The sequence below is a fragment of the Methylobacterium sp. 001424705 genome (assembly GCF_059816145.1).
The window spans coordinates 35,654-55,249 of the sequence record NZ_JCBANU010000008.1; the positions used below are offsets into that span (position 1 = coordinate 35,654).

A 19,596-nucleotide genomic window follows, 5' to 3' on the forward strand; every position below is an offset into this window, starting at 1 on the left:
AGTCGTACACAGGGGCAACCCGGCCCCGGCGACCCCCTCAGGCGACGGGCGATCCGTTCCGCCGGGCCTTGGCCGGAGAGGCCGGGACGGCATTCGGAATCGCGTGCCCGGCGGCCGCGAGCTCGTTCCGGCCGGCGGCCAGCAGCGCGTCCGAAGCGGACTCGATCCGGCCCTGGACCACCTCGAGGAAGCGGGCCCGGTCCAGGCCCGGCGCGATCGGAGCGAGGAACTCGATCACCGCAGTGCCGGGCCGGCGGACCAGGCGGCGGCGAGGCCAGTGCAGGCCCGTGTTCAGGGCGACGGGCAGGCAGGGCACGCCGAGGGCGGCGTACAGGTGGGTGATGCCGAGCTTGTAGGCGGGGGGCGCGCCGGGCGGGCGGCGGGTGCCTTCGGGGAAGATGATGAGCTGACGCCCGTCCCGGATGGCCCGGGCGGCGGCCTCGTTCATGGCGGTCATCGCCCGGGCCCCCTTGCTGCGGTCGATGGCGACCATGCCGGAGCGCGAGAGGAACCACCCGATCAGCGGGATCCAGAGCAGCTCGCGCTTGAGGATGTAGGTGAAGTCCGGGAAGGCGGTGACGAGGGCCAGGGTCTCCAGGGCCGACTGGTGCTTGGCCGCCACCAGGAGGGGGCCGGACGGGATGTTCTCGACGCCCCGGAACTCCACCGTGATGCCGCCCACCACCCGCAGGAGCCACAGGGTGACGCGGCCCCACAGCTGGGCCAGCCGGATGACCCCGCGCCGGGAGACGAGGGTCGGCAGCCCACCGATCGCGATGAGGGTCGTAGCGACGTAGAAGGCGAGGTTGAACGCGAGGGAGCGGACGAGGAGCATCGGGAACCTGGAGGAGACAGCCCGGAACAGGGCGCGGCCCGACTCCCGTGTAGCGTGCGATCTCGTCCCAGACCATCCGAGCGCGGGATTATCCGCCCCCTCAGTCCCCCTCCGCCAGGGTGCCGCGCTGGCGCGGATCGGCGGCGCCCGCCAGCAGCCCGTCGGCGGCCTGCACCGAATTGGCCGAGCCGGAGGTCGCCCCGACCCGGACCGTGTGACCGCGGGCCCTGAGCAGGGCCAGGGTGTCGGGGGAGAGGCCTTCCTCGGCCATCAGCACGTCCGGCTGCCACTGGTGGTGGATGCGCGGCGCGGCCACGGCCTCGGCCAGGTTCATGCGGAAGTCGAGCACGTTGACGATGACCTGCAGCACCGTCGAGATGATGCGGCTGCCGCCGGGGCTGCCCGTCACCAGGACGAGCCGGCCGTCGCGGAAGACGAAGGCGGGGGTCATCGAGGAGAGGGGCCGGGCCCCGGGCGAGACCGCGTTGGCGACGCTGCCGACGAGGCCGTAGGCGTTGCGGGCGCCGGGCTTGGCGGAGAAATCGTCCATCTCGTTGTTCAGGAGCACGCCGGTGCCCTCCGCCACGAGGCCGAGCCCGTAGGAGAAGTTCAGGGTGGTGGTGTTCGAGACCGCGTTGCCGGCCCTGTCCACCACGGAGAAATGGGTGGTCTGGTCGGATTCGAAGGGAAGGGGATCGCCCGCCTTCACCTCGGCGGCGGGCCGGGCGCGGGCGGGATCGATCCCGGCCCGCAGGCGCGCCGCGTAGGGCTTGGCGATCAGGCCCTCCATCGGCACCTGGGTGCGGGCGGGGTCGCCGAGCCAGGTCGCCCGGTCGGCATAGGCCGGCTTCATCGCCTCGGCCAGGGTGTGGAGGGCATCGGCGCTGCCCGCCCCCATGCGGGCGAGGTCGAAGCCCTCCAGCACGTTCAGGATCTCGACGAGGTGGATGCCGCCGGAGCTCGGCGGCGGCATCGACGCGATGGCGTAGCCCCGATAGGTGCCGCGCACGGGCTCGCGGAGCACCGGGCGATAGGCGGCAAGGTCCTCGGCCGTCATCACCCCGCCCGCGGCCCGCACGGCGGCGGCGATGCGCTCCGCGATGGGGCCCGAGTGGAAGGCGTCGGGGCCGGATGTCGCGATGGCCGCGAGGGTGTCGGCGAGATCGGTCTGGACCAGCCGTTCACCGCGCTCCAGGGGTCTATCGCCGGCAAAGAAGATTTTTCGCGAAGACGGCCAGCGGCCGAGCAGGCCGGCGGCGCGGGGCAGCGAGTCCGCGAGGCCCGACTCCACCGGGATGCCCTCGCGGGCGAGTTTCTCGGCCGGGGCGATCAGGTCGGCCAGGGTGAAGCGGCCCGAGCCGTAGAGGCGGTGCGCCTCGGCCAGACCCCGCACGGTGCCGGGCACGCCCACCGCCTTGCCGGTGCGGGTGGAAGCGGCGCGGTCGGGCTCGCCCCGGGGGTCGAGGAACATGTCGGAGCGGGCAGCGGCCGGGGCGGTCTCGCGGTAATCGAGGGCGATCGTCTCGTCGCCCTCCGCCCGGTGGATCATCATGAAGCCGCCGCCGCCGAGGTTGCCGGCCCGCGGCAGGGTCACGGCCAGGGCGAAGCCGACCGCCACGGCGGCGTCGATGGCGTTGCCGCCGGCGCGCAGGATCGCGACGCCGACGCGGGTGGCCCGCGCCTCCTGCGAGGCGACCATGCCGTGGGCGCCGAGCACCGGCAGCAGGCGAGCGTCGTCGGACTGGATCGGCGGCGGCTCCGGCAGGGCCGAGGCGGGGCCGGGCCCCCCTTGCGCGAGACCCGGCCCCGTGGCGGACAGGACCGTGCCGGCCAGAACCAGGGCGTGGGCGATGCGCGAGGAGGTCAGCCGCATGTCAGGCGCGTCCGTTGTCGCGGGGCGGGAGGATGGGCGCGCCGCGATGGCGCCCCGCGATCAACCAGTAGACGAGGCCCGACGCCGCGCCGGTGAGGAACAGCACCGCGGTGATGCGCCCCTCCAGCGCCAGGGTCTCGGCGCTCGCCCCGGTGCGCGACAGGCCGCGGGCGAGCCAGGGCACGGCGGCGGTGAGGAGACCGGTCCCGGCGCCGTACCAGCTGGCGGCGCGCCAGCCCAGGACCGCCCCGAGGACGGCCACCAGGACCGGCGGCACCACCAGGAGCACGAACAGCGCGCGGGCGATGGCGGCGAGCGCGAACAGCAGGGTCTCGGGACCGATCCCGGAGGCGAGGTCGGTCAATCCGGAGAACAGCCCGACGAGGCCGAGGCGGGACAGGGTCTCGCTGGTGGCCGGGTCGAGCATCGCGCCGAGGCCCAGCACGGCCGCCCCGCAGGGGATCGCCAGGACCAGGGCGAGGCTCGCGATGAACAGGTCGCCGAGGAGACGCACCCCTCAGTCTTCGTCGCCGTCGTCGGCGCCCGCATAGACGCCCTCGGCGCCGATGCCGTCCTCCAGCATCATCCGGGCCCGGGCCCGCAGCTTCTCGGTCTCGCTCTTCAGCTGGCCACAGGCGGCCAGGATGTCGCGACCGCGCGGGGTGCGCACGGGTGAGGCGTAGCCGGCTTCGTAGATGATGTCCGAGAACTGTTCGATGCGGTCCCAGTCCGAGCATTCGTAGGCGCTGCCCGGCCAGGGATTGAACGGGATCAGGTTGATCTTGGCCGGGATGCCCTTGAGCAGGCGCACCAGCTCGCGCGCGTCGGCGTCGCTGTCGTTCACGCCCTTCAGCATCACGTACTCGAAGGTGATGCGGCGGGCGTTGTTCAGGCCGGGATAGGACCGGCAGGCGGCCAGCAGCTCGGCCAGGGGGTACTTGCGGTTCAGGGGCACGAGGGTGTCGCGGAGGTCGTCGCGCACCGCGTGCAGGGAGATCGCCAGCATGGCGTGGGCCTCGTCGCCGAGGCGCTGCATCTGCGGCACCACGCCGGAGGTCGAGACGGTGATGCGCCGGCGGGAGAGGCCAAGGCCCTCCTGGTCGGCCATCACGCCGACGGCGTCGACGACGTTGTCGAGATTGTAGAGGGGCTCGCCCATGCCCATGAAGACGATGTTGGTGACCTTGCGCCGGGTCTCGTCGGCGCCGGGGGCGGTCGGATTCTGGCCGGCCCAGTCGTTGAGGTGGTCGCGGGCGACGACGAGCTGCGCGGTGATCTCGGCCGCCGTCAGGTTGCGCACGAGGCGCTGCGTGCCGGTGTGGCAGAACGAGCATGTGAGGGTGCAGCCGACCTGGCTCGAGACGCAGAGGGTGCCGCGCCCGCGCCCCGGGATGTAGACGCACTCGATCTCGGCGCCGCGGTTGTGGTCGTGCTTGCCCGTGGGGGCCATGCGCATGAGCCACTTGCGCGTGCCGTCGCGGGACACCTGCTCGGTGACCACCTCGGGCCGGTCGAGGGTGTAGGCCTCGGCGAGCTGGCCCTTCAGGCCCTTGCCCACATTGGTCATCTCGTCGAAGGCCTTGGCGCCGCGCACGTTGAGCCAGTGCCAGATCTGGCCCGAGCGCATGCGCTGCTCGCGCTCGGAGACGCCGATGGCGCCGAGCCGGGCCTTCAGCTGCTCGCGGGTGAGCCCCACGAGGGAGGCGCGCCCGAGAGGGGCCGCCTGCGGCTCGAACTCGGGCAGCTTCTCGATTGCGGGGACGGCGCTCGCGTCGCGCCGGGCGGTGTCGAACGACGCCGTCGCCATGATCTGGATGAACCTTCAGACTTGGGATGGGTCCGATATAGGGGATTCGGCTCGAAAACGCGAATGCGGGCGGGTGTCCCGGCCTCGGGCCTCGTCCCGGACCGGTCCCCAGGGCCGGCCGGCGCGCGCCGCCCGGCCGGCGGGCCCTTACTGTGCCGGCTTGACCTCGCCGGGCTTGGCCTGGCCCGGGGAGGCGCCGGCGGCGGGCGGGGCGGGCAGGAGAACGTTCTTGCTGATGCTGCCCTCGGGACCGTACTCCCCCGCGACCGCGATGCAGGCCGTCTCGCGGTTGAGCTGCATCTGGTTCGACATCAGGGCGAACATGGTCTGCACCCGCCCGCCGAACGGTCCGCGGGGGCTGACGTCGGCGGCGCGCACGTTCTGCTTCTCGAGGAGGGCGTCGAACTCCTCCGTGCCGATGCGGTAGCCGCAGACATTGGCGGCGGCGAAGATGTAGGCGGCGAATTCCAGGGCCCGCGGCGCGGGCGCGTTGCGGATCTGGGCCTGCGCGGCGAGCGGCAGGGCGAGACTGGTGGCGAGGCAAGCGACGCGGCCTGCGGCCTGCGGGAGACGAGCGAACATGCGTGGGGTTTCCTCAGGCGCGGAGGCTTCGCGCTCCGCTTGCGCGCTGAGATAGGCCCCGGGCGCGACGCGTCAAACGCCGGCCCCACCGCGAGTCTCAGCCGAGCCGGCTCAGCAGCCGGTCCATCAGCGGATTGTCCGGCGTGAAGGCATAGTCGATCTTGCGCACGTTCACGGCGCCCGCCCCGGCCTTCACCAGGGCGTCGGCGAGGTCAAACACGGCATCGACGGGGCAGTGCAGCACCATCTCGCCGCGGCCCTCGGGCGCGCCGTAGGGCAGGGCCGCGTCGTGCAGGGCGGCGATGCCGGCGAGATCGATGTCGCCGTCGTCGGGCATGGCGGCGCGGACCTCGCGGGTGGTGCGGGCGCGCTCCTCCGCCTGGATGCGGCCGAGGACGGCGCGCAGGGCCCGGCGCTGGGGCTCGCCCCAGGGAGCGTTCAGGGAGGCGACGAGGTTCGCCTCCGAGCGCAGGATGATCCCGTCCTCCAGGATCTTCAGGGCGTTGGCGGCCAGCGTCGCCCCCGTGGTGGTGATGTCGACGATGATCTCGGCCGAACCCGCCGCCGGCGCCCCCTCGGTGGCGCCCAGGCTCTCGACGATGCGGTAATCCGCCACGCCGTGCTCGGCGAAGAAGCGGCGGGTGAGGTTGATATACTTCGTGGCGATGCGCAGGCGCTTGCCGTGGCGGACCCGCATCTCGGCGGCGACCTCGTCGAGGTCGCTCATGGCGCGGACGTCGATCCAGGCCTGGGGCACGGCGACCACCACGGTGGCCTGGCCGAAGCCGAGGGGCGTCAGCAGCTCGACCTGGCCGCGGGCGTCGGGCAGCGACTCGCGGATCAGGTCCTCGCCGGTGATGCCGAGATGGGCCGCCCCGCTGGCGAGCTGGGCCGCGATCTCGGAAGCCGAGAGGTAGCGCACCTCGACGCCGGGCACGCCCACGAGCTTTCCGCGGTAGTCGCGCGCGCCGGTGTTCTGGGCGAGCTTGAGGCCGGCCCGGGCGAAGAAGGCGGCGGCGTTCTCCTGCAGCCGGCCCTTGGAGGGAACCGCGAGGACGAGGGAATCCGGTTCAGCCAACGGTCGCGTCCTTCGCGGTGGGGGCGTCCGCGACGACCCGCGAGAGCCAGACGGCGCAACCGACGGCAGGCACGGGCACGGGGCTCCCGAGGTGCTGGAGCAGGCCGTCGTAGCGGCCGCCGCCCACCAGGGGCAGCTTCGGCGCATCGGGCGCCGTGCCTTCGAAGATGAAGCCGGTATAGTAGTCGAGGTTGCGGGCGAAGCCGCCGGAGAAGCGGAAGTTCTCCACGGCCAGGCCGCGGGCGGCCATGAAGCCGGTGCGCTCCTCGAACAGGTCGAGGGCCGCGTCGAGGGGTGGATGGTCGAGGCCGGCCTCCTGCACCAGGGCCCGCACCGCGGCGGCGGCGCTGTCGGGATCGCCCTCGATGGCGCGATAGCGATCGATGAGCGCGCGGTTCTCGGGGTTGAGTCCGGAACCCCCACTCGCCTGCGCGGAGGCCTTGGCGAGGAAGCGCTCGGCGATCTCGCCGGCGCTGCGGCCGCCGACCCGCGAGATGCCCGCGATCGACAGCACGTCCTCCACGAAGGCGCGAACCCCCTTCGGATCCTGGCCCTGGATCGCGGCGAGGAGACCCGCATGGGGGTCTTCCGTGCGCAGGCCGTTGGTGACCGCGTCGAGGGAACGGCCGGCGGCCAGCGCCCGCAGGGTGCGGCGCTTGGCGGTGGGCGGCACGCTGAGGGCGTCCAGCAGGGCGTCGACGAGACCCATGTCGCCGAGGCGGACGGCGACGTCGCTGCGCCCGAGCAGGGCAAGGCCCTCGAGGGCGAGGCCGATCACCTCCGCGTCGGCGGCCGGCGTGTCGGTGCGCCCGACCGACTCGATGCCGGCCTGGAGGAACTCGTCCGGCTCGTCGCCGGCGAGCCGGAAGACGGGTCCGAGGTAGCTGTAGTCGGCCCCCTGCGGGTCCCTGGGCGCGGAAAACTTCGGGGCATGCGCGAGGTGGTGGCGGCAGACCGGAATCGTGAATTCCGGGCGCAGGCAGAGCTCGCTGCCCGCGGCGTCCTGGGTCACGAAGATGCGCCGGCGGATGTCCTCGCCGGACAGTTCGAGGAACGGCTCCACCGGCTGCAGCACAGGCGGCGTCACGGCGCCGTAGCCAGCCTCCTGGAAATGGGCGAGCAGGCGCAGGTGCTCCTGCGATCGTTCGCCCGCGGTGCCCCCGCCTGCCTCCGGTCTCGTCATCGTCTCGCCTGCCGCCTCGTCGCGGGCTCTAGTAGCAACCGGGCCTGCACTTGGCGATGGCTTTCGGCGCTGCCGTCCGGCCCGGAACGCTAGACCCAGCCCTGCAATTCGCGCCGGACCACGGTCTCGATCACCGTCATGCCGAGGTCGCTGTCGTTCAGGCAGGGGATGTAGGCGAACTGCTCGCCGCCATTGTCCTCGAAGTAGTGCCGGTTCTCGCCGTCGAGCTCCTCCAGGGTCTCGAGGCAGTCGGCGGTGAAGCCGGGCGCCACGATCGCCATGCGCTTGACGCCGCTCTTGGCGAGGGTCTGCACCGTCTCGTCGGTGTAGGGCCGCAGCCATTCCTCGTTGCCGAAGCGCGACTGGAAGGTGGTGCGCATCTTCTCCGTCGAGAATCCCAGCGCCTCGCGGATCAGGCGCCCGGTCTTCACGCACTGGCAATGATAGGGGTCGCCCTTGAGGAGGTAGCTCTTCGGCACCCCGTGGAACGAGGTCAGGATCACCTCGGGCTCGAAGTCGAGCTTGGCCAGGCCCTCGCGGATCGAGGTCGCCATCGCGTCGATGTAGACGGGGTCGTCGTGATAGGGCGGCGAGACGCGCACCGTCGGCTGCCAGCGCATCTGCATCAGGGCCTTGAAGGCCTGGTCGCAGGCCGTGGCCGAGGTCGCGGCGGCGTATTGCGGATAGAGCGGCACCAGGAGGATGCGGTCGCAGCCCTGGTCGAGCAGGGCCTGGATCCGCACGGAGACCTCCGGCTTGCCGTAGCGCATCGCCCAGTCGACCACGACCGAATCCCCCATGGCCACCTGCAGGCGCTCGGCCTGGCCGCGGGTGATCGTCTTCAGGGGGCCCTCGTCGCGCTCGTTGTTCCACACGCTGGCGTAGTCGCGGCCCTTCGGCCCCGGGCGCTTCGTCAGGATGACGAGGTTGAGGAGCGGCCACCAGATCAGGCGCGGCACCTCGATCACCCGGCGGTCGGAGAGGAATTCCTTGAGGTAGCGGCGCATCGGCCAGTAGCTCGTGCCCTCCGGCGTCCCGAGATTCATCAGGAGGACGCCGACCCGGCCCCAGCGCACCGGCGGATGCTCGGCCGGCAGGGAGGCTTGTCCCGGTGCGGGTCCGGGGGCGGATCCCGGAACCGGTCCGGGAGCGCTTCCGGGTCCGCCCGTCTGGGTCGGGAGCGACAGTCCGTCCTGCGGGAGCGGCGGTGCGACGCGTTCGTTCATCGGGTTTCCGTATCGCCCTGGAGGTGAGCGCTTGAGAGCGGCGGGTTCAGAAAGGTTGTGTCGTTGGGGATATCTATCTAGAGCACGGAGCCTTCCAGCGACCACACGATGGATGAAGGCGCGACATGCCGTCTCCCCGGTACTTCCTCAACCACTTCATGCCCTTCACGGGTTATCCCTATACGGGGGGGCCGACCGCCTGCAATCTCTGCGGCTCCGCGGAGTCCGTGGTGGTGGCTGAGAGCGACCGCCGGCTGAAGACGCTGAAATCCATCGCCTGCCGCCAGTGCGGCCTGATCCGCACCGACCCGATGCCGACGCCGGCCGAGCTCGCGGACTACTACGCCAGCGCCTACCGGGCCGATTATCAGCTCGCCTTCGCGGGCGGCCCGCCGCGGGTCCACCTCAAGCGCTCCGCTCGCGAGGCCGCCTTCCGCGCCGGCCTCCTGGCGCCCAAGCTGAAGCCGGGCGCCCGCGTGCTCGATTTCGGTTCCGGGTCGGGCGAGTTCCTGGCCGAGGCCCGCGCGAAGGGCTGCGAGGCGATCGGCGTCGAGCCGGGGCGGGACTATGCCAACTACGCCCGCGCCCATCACGGCGTCGAGGTGCTGGACGACGCCGACGAGGATGCGCGCTTCCCCGAGGGGTATTTCGACGTCGTCACCACCCGGCACGTGCTGGAACACCTGCGCGACCCTGCCGACGTGATGGAGCGCCTGTCCCGCTGGCTGAAGCCGGACGGCGTGCTCTTCGCCGCCGTGCCCGACATGGCCACCACGGGCAAGCCGGCGCACGAGCGCTTCCACTTCGCCCATGTCCACGGCTTCGTCCGCGAGACCTTCGACCTCACCGCCCGCCGGGCCGGTCTCGTGCCGCATCCGGACTACCCGCGCGAGAACACCGCGGTGGTCTATGCCAAGACCGACGCCCCGCCCGCGGCCCTGGCCAATCCCGGCCTCGCCGAACGCCTGGCCGTGGCGCTGAAGCCGATGCCGCCCGCCGTCTTCCTGGCCTCCGGCGCCTGGCTCTGGCCGATGGTCCGCCGCAACGCCAAGGCGGTGCGCGACACCTTCGTCTCCCGCTGAGGCGGCCGCGCGCGGGTCGCGGCCGTCGTAGCCCCTTCGTGAACGGCGTCCTAGAACGCGGAGTCAGGCGGCGGCATCCGGCCGCCCGCCCGACACCCGAGACGCCGCCGTGACGAACCCCCCCAGGACGCCGCCGAACCGCCGCCAGACCCTCGGCCTCGGGGCCGGTCTCGCCATCGCTCTGGGGAGCCCGGCCGAGGCCGCGCTCGCGGCGACACCCGAACCGACCTTCAGCCTGCTCCTCGTCAACGACCTCTATCAGATGGCCGAGGTCGACGGCCGAGGCGGGTTCGCGCGCCTCGCCGCCATCGTGAAGGCCGAGCGGGCCCGGGGCGTGCCGATGCTCTACGCCCATGCGGGCGACACCCTCTCGCCGTCGCTGCTGTCGGGCTTCGACCGCGGCGCCCACATCGTCGAGCTCCTCAACCGCGCGCCGCCCGACGTGTTCGTGCCCGGCAACCACGAGTTCGATTTCGGCCCGGCGACCTTCGCCGAGCGGATGGGCGAGGCGAGCTTCCCCGTCCTGGCGGCCAACCTGCGCGACGGGGCGGGCCGGCCGCTGGCGGGCGTGCGCGACCGAATGGTGGTCACCCTCGGGGGCATCCGGGTCGGCGTGGTGGGGATCGCGCTGGCGAGCACGCCGGAGAAATCGCAGGCGGGCGACCTGCGCTTCGCCCCCGAGATCGAGACCCTGGCCCGCGAGGTCCAGGCCCTGCGGGAGGCGGGCGTCGACCTCGTGGTGGGCGTCTGCCACACGGCCCGGGCCACCGACGACGCCATCGTGGCCGCCCGCCTCGTCGACATCCTGCTCTCGGGCCACGACCACGACCTCGTGGTTCGCTACGACGGCCAGACCGTGATGGCGGAATCGAGCTTCGACGCCCATTACGTCACCGCCATCGACGTGACCGCGACGGTGACCGGCACCGGGCGGGACCGGCGCGTGGACTGGCACCCGAGCTTCCGCATCCACGACTCGGCCCAGGTCACCCCCGATCCCGAGACCCTGGCGGAGGTGCAGCGCCTCCAGGGCGCGCTGTCACGGGAACTCGACGTGCCGGTGGGCGTAACCCGCGCCCCCCTCGACAGCCGCATCGCCGCGGTGCGCGTCCGCGAAGCGAGCTTCGGCAGCCTCGTGGCCGATGCCCTGCGGGCCTCCACCGGAGCGCAGGTCGCGATCACGAACGGCGGCGGCATCCGGGGCAACCGGCTCTATCCCGCCGGCGCGACCCTGACCCGCCGGGACATCCTCACCGAGCTGCCCTTCGGCAACACCATCGTGCTAGTGTCGCTGACGGGCGCGCACCTGCGCGCCCTCCTCGAAGGGGCGCTGGCCGATTGGGGTCACCCGGCGGGCCGCTTCCCGCAGGTCTCCGGCCTCGTCGTCACCCTGGATCCCACCGCGCCGGTGGGCAGGCGGATCGTGTCGCTGAGCGCGGCGGGCAGCATCGTCGACCCGGACGCGACCTACACGGTCGCGTCGAACAACTTCCTGTACGACGGCGGCAACGGCTACGGTGACCTCGCCCGGGGCCGGACCCTGATCGGCCGGACCGACGGACAGCTCGTGGCCAATGCCGTGATGGCCTATATCCGCGCCAACACCCCGCTCCCCGCCCCCGCGGAGGGCCGCATCCTGGTTCGCTGATGTCCGAGACGCCCGTCGCCGACGCCCTCGCCCGCTTCCGAAAGTCGGGCTCGTCCTGGCTCGCGCTGCCGTTCTTCCAGGATGGCGCCGCCGACGCGGTGGCCGCCCGGATCGACGCCCGCATCGCCGCCGGCGCCACCGTACTGCCGGCGCCCGAGGCCGTCTTCAACGCCCTCGCGCTCACGCCCCTCGACCGCGTGAAGGTCGTCATCCTGGGGCAGGACCCCTATCCCACGCCGGGCGACGCCAACGGCCTCGCCTTCTCGTATGTCGGCCCGCGGCGGCTCCCGGCCTCGCTCAAGGTGATCCTGGCCGAGCTCGCCGAACCGGGCGTCCCGCCGGCCAAGCCCCGGACGGGCGACCTCACCCCCTGGGCCCGGCAGGGCGTGCTCCTCCTCAACGCCGCCCTCACGGTGGAGGCGGGCAAGGCCGGGGCTCACCTGCGCTACGGCTGGTCGGCCCTGACCGACCAGGCGGTCTCGGCGGTCTCTGCCCGCCCGGAGCCGGCGGTGTTCCTGCTCTGGGGCGCCCAGGCCCGCGCCCGCGCCGCCCTGGTGGAGGCCGACCGCCACGGCATCGTCTCATGCGGCCATCCCTCGCCGCTCAACCGCGCGCGGGATTTTCCCGGCTCGCGCCCCTTCGACGCCGCCAATGCCTGGCTGTCGGGCCACGGCGTCGCCCCGATCGACTGGCAGCTCGGCTGAGGGCCGGGGGGGGCCGGCCTCAGAGCGGCCCCTGCTTGGCGAATTCCGAGAACACGGCCCGCAGGACCTTCAGCCGGCCCTCGTAGGCTTGCGTCAGGCAGGCGACGTCGGCGCCGCAGGCGCGGCGCTCGGTGAGCCAGGCCTCCTGGTCCTCGCGCAGCTTGGCGTTGCCGCCCATGGGCAGCATCGCCCGCAGGATCTCGAAGCGGGTCGCCATCTCCACGTCGCGGTCGTTGAGGGGCAGGTGGGCGCAGATCGCCTTCTCGTCGGCGGCCTCCGCCTTCTCGCAGGGGAAGCTCGCGGCCTCGGCCGAGCCGGCCGCGAGGACGAGGAGCAGGCCGCCGAAGAGCGGGCGGAGAATCGTCAGCATGGAGCAGGCCTCGTGCGATCGGGATCAGAACGTCAGATGCTGAGCCAGCCCCGCGCCCGCAGCCGCGCCAGGAGCGGCAGCAGCGGCAGGCCGAGGATGGTGGACTGGTCGCCCGCGACCGCCGCGAACAGGTGGATGCCGAGGCCTTCCAGCTGGTAGCCGCCAACGCTGGAGCACACCCGCTCGGGCCCGGCGAGATCGACATAGGCCGCGATCGCCGCGGCATCGAGGGGCCGCATGGTCAGGTGCGCGGTCTCGACGAAGCTCTCGACCACGGCCCCGTCGACGGCCAGGGCCACCGCCGCGTGCAGCGCGTGGGTCCGGCCCGCGAGGGCGCCGATCTGCGCGGCGGCGGCGGAGAGGTCCGCCGGCTTGTGGAACAGGGTGCCGTCGCAGGCCAGGACCTGGTCGGCGCCAACGACCACGCGCCCGGGCCGGCGGGCCGCCACGGCCCCCGCCTTTGCCTCGGCGAGCCGACGGGCCAGGGCTTCGGGCGGCAGACCGGCGCACGCCGCCTCCACCGCGCGCTCGTCGACCCCGGGGCTCTCGGAGTCGACGGCAAGGCCGGCGCTCTCGAGGAGCGCGCGCCGCGTCGCGCTGGTGGAGGCGAGGAGGAGGGGCCGATCCCCGCGCCAGGGCGAGGCGGGCCGCGGGCGGCTTGGGACGCTCACGAGGCGATGAACTTCAGGCGGTGCTCGCGGTGCAGGTCGAGGATGGCGGCCGCCGTCTCCTCGATCGAGCGCCGGGTCACGTCGATGGTCGGCCAGCGGTGCTTGGCGCAGAGGCGGCGGCAGGCGGCGATCTCGTCCGCCACGGCCCCGCGATCGACGTAGAGGGAGGAATCGTCGGCCTTCAGGCTGAGGAGCCGGTTCTGGCGGATCTGGACGATGCGCTCCGGGCTGGCCAGCAGCCCGACGAGGAGCGGCTTTCGCGCCGTCTCGAGGCTCTCGGGCAGGGGCATGCCCGGCACCAGGGGGAAGTTCGCGGTCTTCAGGCCGCGGTTGGCGAGGTAGATCGCCGTCGGGGTCTTCGAGGTGCGGCTGACGCCCACGAGGATCACGTCGGCCTCGTTCACGTCGAGGGGCAGGACGCCGTCGTCGTGGGCCAGGGTGAAGTTCATCGCGTCGATGCGCTTGAAGTACTCGGCGTTGAGCATGTGCTGCGCGCCGGGCCGGGCCGTCGAATCCGCCCCCAGATAGGATTGCAGCAGGGCGTGCACCGGCTGGAGCACCGAGAGGCAGGGCGATCCGGTCTCGCGGCAGGCCGCCTCCAGCCGCTCGGTGAGGTCGTGGCCCACCAGGGTGTAGAGCACGAGCCCCGGCGCGGCCTCGATCTCGGAGATCACCCGTTCGAGCTGCGCGGCGGAGCGCACCAGGGGATAGACGTGCTCGATGGCCGAGACGCCCTCGTACTGGGCGGCGGCCGCGCGGCCCACGTTGATGAGCGTCTCGCCGGTGGAATCCGAGACGAGGTGCAGGTGGAAATAGCTACGGCTCATCGAAGGGCTGTCTCCTCCGGCCTGAGGTCCAGGATGCATGACGATCACCCGTCATGGTCTTGTCCACCGGGCTCGGTCAGGGGAGTCGATAAGGGTGGATAAGCCGGCTTGCCCGAAGGGTCCAGCGGGCGCCCGGGCCGTCTTGTCGACTCCGGCGTCAACACACCGTCACACCGGCGCGATTCCCAAGCGGTTTTGGGAGAATCCGGGACCGAGGCCCGGTCGGCGACCGCCGGGCAGGGGCAAGGCACTGTGGGCCATCACCTATCCGGGACATTGAACCCAATCCGTTAAAGGCTGATTAACGCCGCGGTCGCGGGGACGCCCTGTGGACGAATTTCCGCTCCCGCCATCCAGCCCTCTAAAAGAAAAAACAGAGTCCTAGAATCTCTCTTTCCTTTTAGAGAGCCGGTGTGGGGATGACGGCCGGGACGCCCCTCCGACACCCGGACGAGCACGAGGTTTCCGGGAGCGAGAGGTTTTCGAGACGCGGCGGTTTCGGGAGGAAGACATCCGACGCTTCGGTGCTACATACCGGCCACAGGGGAATGGGACGTCGGGAGATCGGATGAGCCAGGCAGTTGCAGGGGACCGCACGGGTGGGGACCGGGCGGTCCTGCGGGTTCTCGCGGGCGAGGCCTTGCCGCGTCCCCCCGCCTGGATGATGCGCCAGGCCGGGCGCTACCTGCCCGAGTACCGGGAGGTCCGGGCAAAGGCCGGGTCCTTCCTCGACCTCTGCTACAATCCCGACTTCGCCACCGAGGTGACGCTGCAGCCGATCCGGCGCTTCGGCTTCGAGGCCTCGATCCTGTTCTCCGACATCCTGGTGATCCCGGACGCGCTCGGCCAGAACGTGCGCTTCGTGGAGGGCGAGGGGCCGCGCCTCGACCCGATGGCGGGCCGGCCGGAATTCGAGCGCCTGCGCGAGGCCGGCGATCCGGCGATCTTCGCCCACCTGGAGCCGGTCTTCGAGACGGTGCGGCGCCTGCGCGCGCAACTGCCCCACGAGACCACGCTGCTCGGCTTCTGCGGCGCGCCCTGGACGGTGGCGAGCTACATGATCGGTGGGCGTGGCACCCCCGACCTCGCCCCCTCCCGGGCGCTGGCCCAGCAGGACACCGCCCTGGTGGAGGCCCTGATCGACCGCCTCGTCACGGTGCAGACCGAATACCTGGTGCGCCAGCTCGAGGCCGGCGCGGATGCGGTGCAGATCTTCGAGTCGCATGCGGGCGCGCTGCCCGACGCGCGGGGTGCCGACGCGGCCGGCAGCGAGGAGTCCGTCAACGAGGTCGCCGAGAGCGCGCTGCCGGAGAGCGCCTCGGCCGGATCCAACGACCGCGACGCCCTGACCCGCTGGTCGCTCCAGCCCATCGCCCGGATGATCGCCGGGGTCCGCGCCCGGGTGCCGGGCGCGAAGATCATCGTGTTCGCCCGCGGCTCCGGCCTCGAGGGTCATGCCCGCGTGGTGCCCGAGACCGCCGCCGACGCGGTCGGCGTCGACTGGTCGGTGGACCTCAAGGCCCTGCGCGCCCGGGTGCCCGCCTCCACGGTGACGCAGGGCAACGTCCATCCGGAAACCCTGATCGAGGGGGGCGCGGCCCTCGACGCGGCGGTAGACGGCGTGCTGGCGGCCACCGAGGGCCTGCCGCACATCTTCAACCTCGGCCACGGCATCACGCCGCAGACGCCGATCGCCCATGTCGAGCGCATGCTCGCCCGATTGCGCGGCTGAGGCGGCGATGGACGGCCTCTACCCCTGGCTCAAGGCCGGGCACCTCGTCGCGCTCATCTCCTGGATGGCGGCGATGCTCTATCTGCCGCGCCTGTTCGTCTACCACGCCGCCCTGGTGCCTGGGCCGCACGCGGCGGCCCAGTCCGAGACCTTCAAGGTCATGGAGCGGCGCCTCCTGAAGGCGATCATGACCCCGGCCATGATCGCCACCTGGATCTTCGGGCTGATCCTGGCCTGGATGAGCGGCTACTACGCCGCCGGCTGGCTCCAGGCGAAGTTCGTCCTGGTGCTCGCCATGAGCGGTATCCACGGCTGGCTGACCCGGATGGTGAAGGACTTCGCCGCCGACCGGAACACGCGAGGACACAAGTTCTACCGCATCCTCAACGAGGTGCCGACGCTCCTCATGATCCTGATCGTGATCCTGGCGGCGGTGAAACCGGCTATCTGGTGAGGGCCTTTGCCCTGTATCCCGGGATCACAGGATGCCGGGATGCGGTGAACCCGGGAGCCGGCGCCGGCCGCGCACGGGCGGCCCGGCGCTCCGGTACGGCCCAAGGCGGGACTGAAAGCGGGACCGATGGCTGAGCACGCGCACGATCCTCACGACCACGCCGATCACGGGCATGCCCGCGCGCCTATCCCCAGCACTGCCCCTGCCGGGCACGGCCATTCCCACGGAGGCGGTCATGCGCATGGCGCTGGTCATTCCCACGGGGGCGGCGGGCATTCCCATGGCGGGCATTCCCACGCGCCGGCCACCTTCGGGCGTGCCTTCGCCATCGGCATCAGCCTGAACATCGCCTTCGTGGTCATCGAGGCGATCTACGGTTTCGCCAGCGAGTCCATGGCCCTGGTGGCCGATGCCGGCCACAACCTGTCGGATGTGCTCGGGCTGCTGGTGGCGTGGATCGCCTCTGTACTGGTGAAGCGCACCCCGACGCCGCGCTTCACCTACGGTCTGCGCGGCTCCTCGATCCTCGCCGCGCTGTTCAATGCGGTGTTCCTACTCGTCGCCACCGGCGCCATCGCCTGGGAGGCGATCGTGCGTCTGGTCGCCCCCGAGCCGCAGCCGGTGGCGGGGCTGACCGTGATGGTGGTCGCCGGCCTCGGCATCCTCGTCAACGGCGCCACCGCCTGGCTCTTCGCTTCGGGCAAGGGCAGCGACATCAACATCCGCGGCGCCTACCTGCACATGCTGGCCGACGCCGCCGTCTCGGCCGGCGTGGTGGTGACCGGCCTCATCATCGTGCTGACGGGAGCGGCCTGGATCGACCCGCTGGTCAGCCTCGTCATCGCCGGCCTCATCGTCTGGGCGACCTGGGGCCTCCTGCGGGACAGCGTGGTGATGTCGCTCTCGGCGGTGCCCCCCGGCATCGACCCGGCGGCGGTGGGTACCTACCTGCGGGCGCGCGCCGGCGTGGCGGACCTGCACGACCTCCACATCTGGCCGATGAGCACCACCGACATCGCCCTGACGGCGCACCTCGTCATGGCGGAGGGGCATCCGGGCAACGGCTTCCTCATCGCCACGGCCGAAGAGCTGCGGAGCCGCTTCGGCATCGGCCACGCCACCCTGCAGATCGAGGAGGCGGGCGGCCCCGCCTGCGCGCTCGCCGGAGATTGCACCGTATGATCCGTGCCTTCGTCGTCGGACATCCCATCGCGCATTCGCGCTCGCCGCTGATCCACGGACACTGGCTCGCCGAGCACGGCATCGACGGCCGCTACGAGCGCATCGACGTGGCGCCGGAGGCCTTTCCGGCCTTCCTGGCCGGACTGCGCGCGAACGGCTTCGCCGGCGGCAACGTCACCATCCCGCACAAGGAGGCGGCCTTCGGGCTGGTCGAATCCCTGACGCCGCGGGCGGAGAGGATCGGGGCGGTGAACACCCTGTTCTTCGACGGGTCCGAGCGCCTCTGCGGCGACAACACCGACGCCCCCGGCTTCGTCGCCCATCTCGACCAGAGCCTGGGCCTCGGCTGGACCGAGCGCGGCGGCGGCACCGCCCTGGTGCTCGGGGCCGGCGGCGCCGCCCGCGCCATCGTGGTCGGCCTCCTGGAGCGCGGCCTGTCGCGGGTCTGGGTCGCCAACCGGACGCCGGCCCGGGCCGAGGCCCTGGTGGCCTTCGACCCCACCCGGGTCGAGGGCGTCGCCTGGCACGACCTGCCGGACGCCATGGCCCGCACCGGGCTCCTCGTGAACACCACGTCGCTCGGCATGGTCGGCCATCCCCCCCTCGCCCTCGACCTCCTGCCCCTGCCTGAGGACGCGGCGGTGGCCGACATCGTCTACGCGCCCCTGGAGACGCCCCTCCTCGCGGCGGCCCGGGCACGGGGGCTACCCGCCGTCGATGGCCTCGGCATGCTGCTGCACCAGGCGGTGCCGGGCTTCGCCCGTTGGTTCCGCACGACCCCGGGCGTGACGCCGGCCCTGCGCGCCCGGATCGTCGCGGACCTGGCGCCCGCATGAGCCGGCCGGTCATCCTCGGACTCACCGGCTCGATCGGCATGGGCAAGTCGGCCACCGCGGCGATGTTCGCGCGCCACGGCGTGCCGGTCCACGACGCGGATGCGGCGGTGCATGCCCTCTACGGCGCCGGCGGTGCAGCGGCGGCCGCCATCGGCGCGGCCTTCCCCGGAACCCTGGACGCGGACGGCGCCGTCGACCGGGCGCGCCTGCGGGAGGCGGTGATCGGCGCGCCCGAGCGCCTCGCCGCCCTCGAGGCTCTGGTCCATCCCCTGGCCCAGGCCGCGGCCCGGGACTTCCTCGCCCGCCACGCCGAAGCGCCCCTGGTGCTCCTCGACATCCCGCTCCTGTTCGAGACCGGCGGCGAGGCCCGCTGCGACCGGGTCCTGGTGGTCACCGCCCCGCCCGACGTGCAGCGCGCCCGGGTGCTCGCCCGGCCCGGGATGGATGCGGCGACCTTCGAGGCGATCCGCGCCAAGCAGTGGCCCGACGCCGAGAAGCAGGCCCGCGCCGATTTCGTCCTCGATACCAGCCTGGGTTTCGACCACGCCGAGGCCGAGGTGGCGTCGATCATCCGGCAACTGACCGCGGGATCGGTGCCGGCGGCGCCTTGACGCCGGCCCTGGAGGGCGCAAGGTCGGAGCTTGCGGCCCCTGCCTCCGGGACCCTTCGATCAGGACCCTTCGATGCTGCGTGAGATCGTCCTCGACACCGAGACCACCGGCACGGATGCCAAGAACGGCGACCGCCTGATCGAGATCGGCTGCGTCGAATTGATCAACCACGTGCAGACGGGCAAGGTCTTCCACAAACTGGTGAATCCGACCCGGCCGGTTTCCCAGGGCGCCTTCGCGGTGCACGGCATCTCGGACGCCATGCTCGCCGACAAGCCGCTCTTCGCCGACATCGTCGACGAATTCCGCGACTTCTGCGGCGACTCGCCCCTGGTGATCCACAACGCGCCCTTCGACGTCGGCTTCCTCAACATGGAATACGCCCGCCTCGGCGCTGCGGCGCCCCCGCCCATCGACCTCGCCGACGTCGTCGACACCCTGCAGCTCGCCCGCCGCAAGCATACGGGGGCGGCCAACAACCTCGATGCCCTGTGTTCGCGCTACGGCATCGACACCACGCGGCGGACCAAGCACGGCGCGCTCCTCGACGCACAGATCCTGGCGGAGGTCTATGTCGAGCTCCTCGGCGGCAAGCAGACCAGCCTCGGGCTCGCCATGACGGAGGCCGAGGAGGTGGTGATCCTCGGCGATGGCGGCGAGGTCGTCCCGGTGGGGCCGCGCCCGCTGCGCCATCGGCTCAGCGAGGCCGAGCGCACCCGGCACGCGGCCTTCATCGCGACCCTCGGGGGCGGCGGTGCGGTCTGGCGCGATTATCTCGGCGAGGAGGAGACCGCCTGAAGGCCCCTCGAACCGGTCCGGACCGGCGTAGGTTGTTCGTTCCGTCCCGTCGCCGTCACGATGCTGCGACGCACGAGGCTCCTTATTGCATCGCAAC

The 19,596-nt window shown here is 72.2% G+C and carries 20 protein-coding genes; 9 read left to right on the forward strand and 11 right to left on the reverse strand.

Annotated features, from left to right (window positions below):
- Positions 1-37: 37 nt before the first annotated feature.
- The 8 genes from AC6EUL_RS08350 to hemH all read right to left on the reverse strand — a co-directional run bounded on the left by AC6EUL_RS08350 (position 38) and on the right by hemH (position 8,584).
- Positions 38-835, reverse strand: a complete 798-nt coding sequence (locus tag AC6EUL_RS08350) for a lysophospholipid acyltransferase family protein (RefSeq protein ID WP_499869824.1) — start codon at positions 833-835, stop codon at positions 38-40.
- A gap of 100 nt (positions 836-935) precedes the next feature.
- Complete coding sequence (gene ggt, locus AC6EUL_RS08355; protein ID WP_499869825.1) at positions 936-2,708, reverse strand: gamma-glutamyltransferase; 1,773 nt, start codon at positions 2,706-2,708, stop codon at positions 936-938.
- Position 2,709: 1 nt separating this feature from the next.
- Positions 2,710-3,222 (reverse strand): hypothetical protein, encoded by a 513-nt coding sequence (locus AC6EUL_RS08360; protein WP_499869826.1) that lies wholly within the window; start codon positions 3,220-3,222, stop codon positions 2,710-2,712.
- 3 nt (positions 3,223-3,225) lie between these two features.
- Positions 3,226-4,515: a dual-specificity RNA methyltransferase RlmN gene (rlmN, locus tag AC6EUL_RS08365; protein WP_056276363.1), complete on the reverse strand. Its 1,290-nt coding sequence runs from the start codon at positions 4,513-4,515 to the stop codon at positions 3,226-3,228.
- A 147-nt stretch (positions 4,516-4,662) separates the two neighbouring features.
- Complete coding sequence (locus AC6EUL_RS08370) at positions 4,663-5,097, reverse strand: hypothetical protein (RefSeq protein WP_499869827.1); 435 nt, start codon at positions 5,095-5,097, stop codon at positions 4,663-4,665.
- A gap of 97 nt (positions 5,098-5,194) precedes the next feature.
- On the reverse strand, positions 5,195-6,175 hold the full coding sequence (gene hisG / locus AC6EUL_RS08375; RefSeq protein WP_056218509.1) for an ATP phosphoribosyltransferase: 981 nt from the start codon (positions 6,173-6,175) through the stop codon (positions 5,195-5,197).
- On the reverse strand, positions 6,168-7,358 hold the full coding sequence (locus AC6EUL_RS08380; RefSeq protein ID WP_499869828.1) for an ATP phosphoribosyltransferase regulatory subunit: 1,191 nt from the start codon (positions 7,356-7,358) through the stop codon (positions 6,168-6,170). The genes hisG and AC6EUL_RS08380 overlap by 8 nt, the downstream gene beginning before the upstream one ends.
- A gap of 89 nt (positions 7,359-7,447) precedes the next feature.
- Positions 7,448-8,584 carry a ferrochelatase gene (gene hemH / locus AC6EUL_RS08385; RefSeq protein ID WP_499869829.1) on the reverse strand — a complete coding sequence of 379 codons (1,137 nt, stop codon included), beginning with the start codon at positions 8,582-8,584 and terminating at the stop codon, positions 7,448-7,450.
- A 125-nt stretch (positions 8,585-8,709) separates the two neighbouring features.
- Here hemH and AC6EUL_RS08390 point away from each other — a divergent pair, with 125 nt between their 5' ends.
- The 3 genes from AC6EUL_RS08390 (at position 8,710) to AC6EUL_RS08400 (ending at position 12,018) form a co-directional block, all read left to right on the forward strand.
- A complete protein-coding gene (locus AC6EUL_RS08390) occupies positions 8,710-9,666 on the forward strand; it encodes a class I SAM-dependent methyltransferase (RefSeq protein ID WP_056276354.1) in 957 nt (318 codons plus the stop codon).
- A 109-nt stretch (positions 9,667-9,775) separates the two neighbouring features.
- Entirely contained in the window at positions 9,776-11,314 is a 1,539-nt protein-coding gene (locus AC6EUL_RS08395; protein WP_499869830.1) for a bifunctional metallophosphatase/5'-nucleotidase, read from the forward strand.
- On the forward strand, positions 11,314-12,018 hold the full coding sequence (locus AC6EUL_RS08400) for a uracil-DNA glycosylase (RefSeq protein WP_499869831.1): 705 nt from the start codon (positions 11,314-11,316) through the stop codon (positions 12,016-12,018). The genes AC6EUL_RS08395 and AC6EUL_RS08400 overlap by 1 nt, the downstream gene beginning before the upstream one ends.
- 19 nt (positions 12,019-12,037) lie before the next feature.
- On the opposite strand, the gene AC6EUL_RS08405 is transcribed toward AC6EUL_RS08400, so the two are convergent.
- The 3 genes from AC6EUL_RS08405 to AC6EUL_RS08415 are packed head-to-tail and all read right to left on the reverse strand — an operon-like array spanning position 12,038 to position 13,886.
- A complete protein-coding gene (locus AC6EUL_RS08405) occupies positions 12,038-12,388 on the reverse strand; it encodes a lysozyme inhibitor LprI family protein (protein WP_056218525.1) in 351 nt (116 codons plus the stop codon).
- A gap of 32 nt (positions 12,389-12,420) precedes the next feature.
- Positions 12,421-13,059, reverse strand: coding sequence for a Maf family protein (locus AC6EUL_RS08410; protein WP_499869832.1), 639 nt, complete (start codon positions 13,057-13,059; stop codon positions 12,421-12,423).
- Positions 13,056-13,886 carry a pyruvate, water dikinase regulatory protein gene (locus tag AC6EUL_RS08415; protein WP_056218528.1) on the reverse strand — a complete coding sequence of 277 codons (831 nt, stop codon included), beginning with the start codon at positions 13,884-13,886 and terminating at the stop codon, positions 13,056-13,058. Before AC6EUL_RS08415 ends, AC6EUL_RS08410 begins: the two co-directional genes overlap by 4 nt.
- 568 nt (positions 13,887-14,454) lie before the next feature.
- Between AC6EUL_RS08415 and AC6EUL_RS08420 the strand changes: the two genes are divergently transcribed.
- The 6 genes from AC6EUL_RS08420 (at position 14,455) to dnaQ (ending at position 19,499) form a co-directional block, all read left to right on the forward strand.
- On the forward strand, positions 14,455-15,618 hold the full coding sequence (locus AC6EUL_RS08420) for a uroporphyrinogen decarboxylase (RefSeq protein WP_499869833.1): 1,164 nt from the start codon (positions 14,455-14,457) through the stop codon (positions 15,616-15,618).
- A 7-nt stretch (positions 15,619-15,625) separates the two neighbouring features.
- Positions 15,626-16,072, forward strand: coding sequence for a protoporphyrinogen oxidase HemJ (gene hemJ / locus AC6EUL_RS08425; protein WP_499869834.1), 447 nt, complete (start codon positions 15,626-15,628; stop codon positions 16,070-16,072).
- 126 nt (positions 16,073-16,198) lie between these two features.
- Positions 16,199-17,254: a cation diffusion facilitator family transporter gene (locus AC6EUL_RS08430; RefSeq protein ID WP_082501422.1), complete on the forward strand. Its 1,056-nt coding sequence runs from the start codon at positions 16,199-16,201 to the stop codon at positions 17,252-17,254.
- Positions 17,251-18,090 carry a shikimate dehydrogenase gene (locus tag AC6EUL_RS08435; protein WP_499869835.1) on the forward strand — a complete coding sequence of 280 codons (840 nt, stop codon included), beginning with the start codon at positions 17,251-17,253 and terminating at the stop codon, positions 18,088-18,090. Before AC6EUL_RS08430 ends, AC6EUL_RS08435 begins: the two co-directional genes overlap by 4 nt.
- Positions 18,087-18,701, forward strand: a complete 615-nt coding sequence (gene coaE, locus AC6EUL_RS08440; RefSeq protein WP_056381835.1) for a dephospho-CoA kinase — start codon at positions 18,087-18,089, stop codon at positions 18,699-18,701. The genes AC6EUL_RS08435 and coaE overlap by 4 nt, the downstream gene beginning before the upstream one ends.
- Positions 18,702-18,773: 72 nt before the next feature.
- Positions 18,774-19,499, forward strand: a complete 726-nt coding sequence (gene dnaQ / locus AC6EUL_RS08445; protein ID WP_056218542.1) for a DNA polymerase III subunit epsilon — start codon at positions 18,774-18,776, stop codon at positions 19,497-19,499.
- Positions 19,500-19,596 lie beyond the last annotated feature (97 nt).

Bases quoted from the DNA above. Each gene is read 5' to 3' on its own strand.
- AC6EUL_RS08350 (WP_499869824.1), bottom strand. From the start codon at position 835: ATGCTCCTCGTCCGCTCCCTCGCGTTCAACCTCGCCTTCTACGTCGCT.
- ggt (WP_499869825.1), bottom strand. From the start codon at position 2,708: ATGCGGCTGACCTCCTCGCGCATCGCCCACGCCCTGGTTCTGGCCGGC.
- rlmN (WP_056276363.1), bottom strand. From the start codon at position 4,515: ATGGCGACGGCGTCGTTCGACACCGCCCGGCGCGACGCGAGCGCCGTC.
- AC6EUL_RS08370 (WP_499869827.1), bottom strand. From the start codon at position 5,097: ATGTTCGCTCGTCTCCCGCAGGCCGCAGGCCGCGTCGCTTGCCTCGCC.
- AC6EUL_RS08380 (WP_499869828.1), bottom strand. From the start codon at position 7,358: ATGACGAGACCGGAGGCAGGCGGGGGCACCGCGGGCGAACGATCGCAG.
- hemH (WP_499869829.1), bottom strand. From the start codon at position 8,584: ATGAACGAACGCGTCGCACCGCCGCTCCCGCAGGACGGACTGTCGCTC.
- AC6EUL_RS08390 (WP_056276354.1), top strand. From the start codon at position 8,710: ATGCCGTCTCCCCGGTACTTCCTCAACCACTTCATGCCCTTCACGGGT.
- AC6EUL_RS08400 (WP_499869831.1), top strand. From the start codon at position 11,314: ATGTCCGAGACGCCCGTCGCCGACGCCCTCGCCCGCTTCCGAAAGTCG.
- AC6EUL_RS08405 (WP_056218525.1), bottom strand. From the start codon at position 12,388: ATGCTGACGATTCTCCGCCCGCTCTTCGGCGGCCTGCTCCTCGTCCTC.
- AC6EUL_RS08415 (WP_056218528.1), bottom strand. From the start codon at position 13,886: ATGAGCCGTAGCTATTTCCACCTGCACCTCGTCTCGGATTCCACCGGC.
- AC6EUL_RS08420 (WP_499869833.1), top strand. From the start codon at position 14,455: ATGAGCCAGGCAGTTGCAGGGGACCGCACGGGTGGGGACCGGGCGGTC.
- hemJ (WP_499869834.1), top strand. From the start codon at position 15,626: ATGGACGGCCTCTACCCCTGGCTCAAGGCCGGGCACCTCGTCGCGCTC.
- AC6EUL_RS08430 (WP_082501422.1), top strand. From the start codon at position 16,199: ATGGCTGAGCACGCGCACGATCCTCACGACCACGCCGATCACGGGCAT.
- AC6EUL_RS08435 (WP_499869835.1), top strand. From the start codon at position 17,251: ATGATCCGTGCCTTCGTCGTCGGACATCCCATCGCGCATTCGCGCTCG.
- coaE (WP_056381835.1), top strand. From the start codon at position 18,087: ATGAGCCGGCCGGTCATCCTCGGACTCACCGGCTCGATCGGCATGGGC.
- dnaQ (WP_056218542.1), top strand. From the start codon at position 18,774: ATGCTGCGTGAGATCGTCCTCGACACCGAGACCACCGGCACGGATGCC.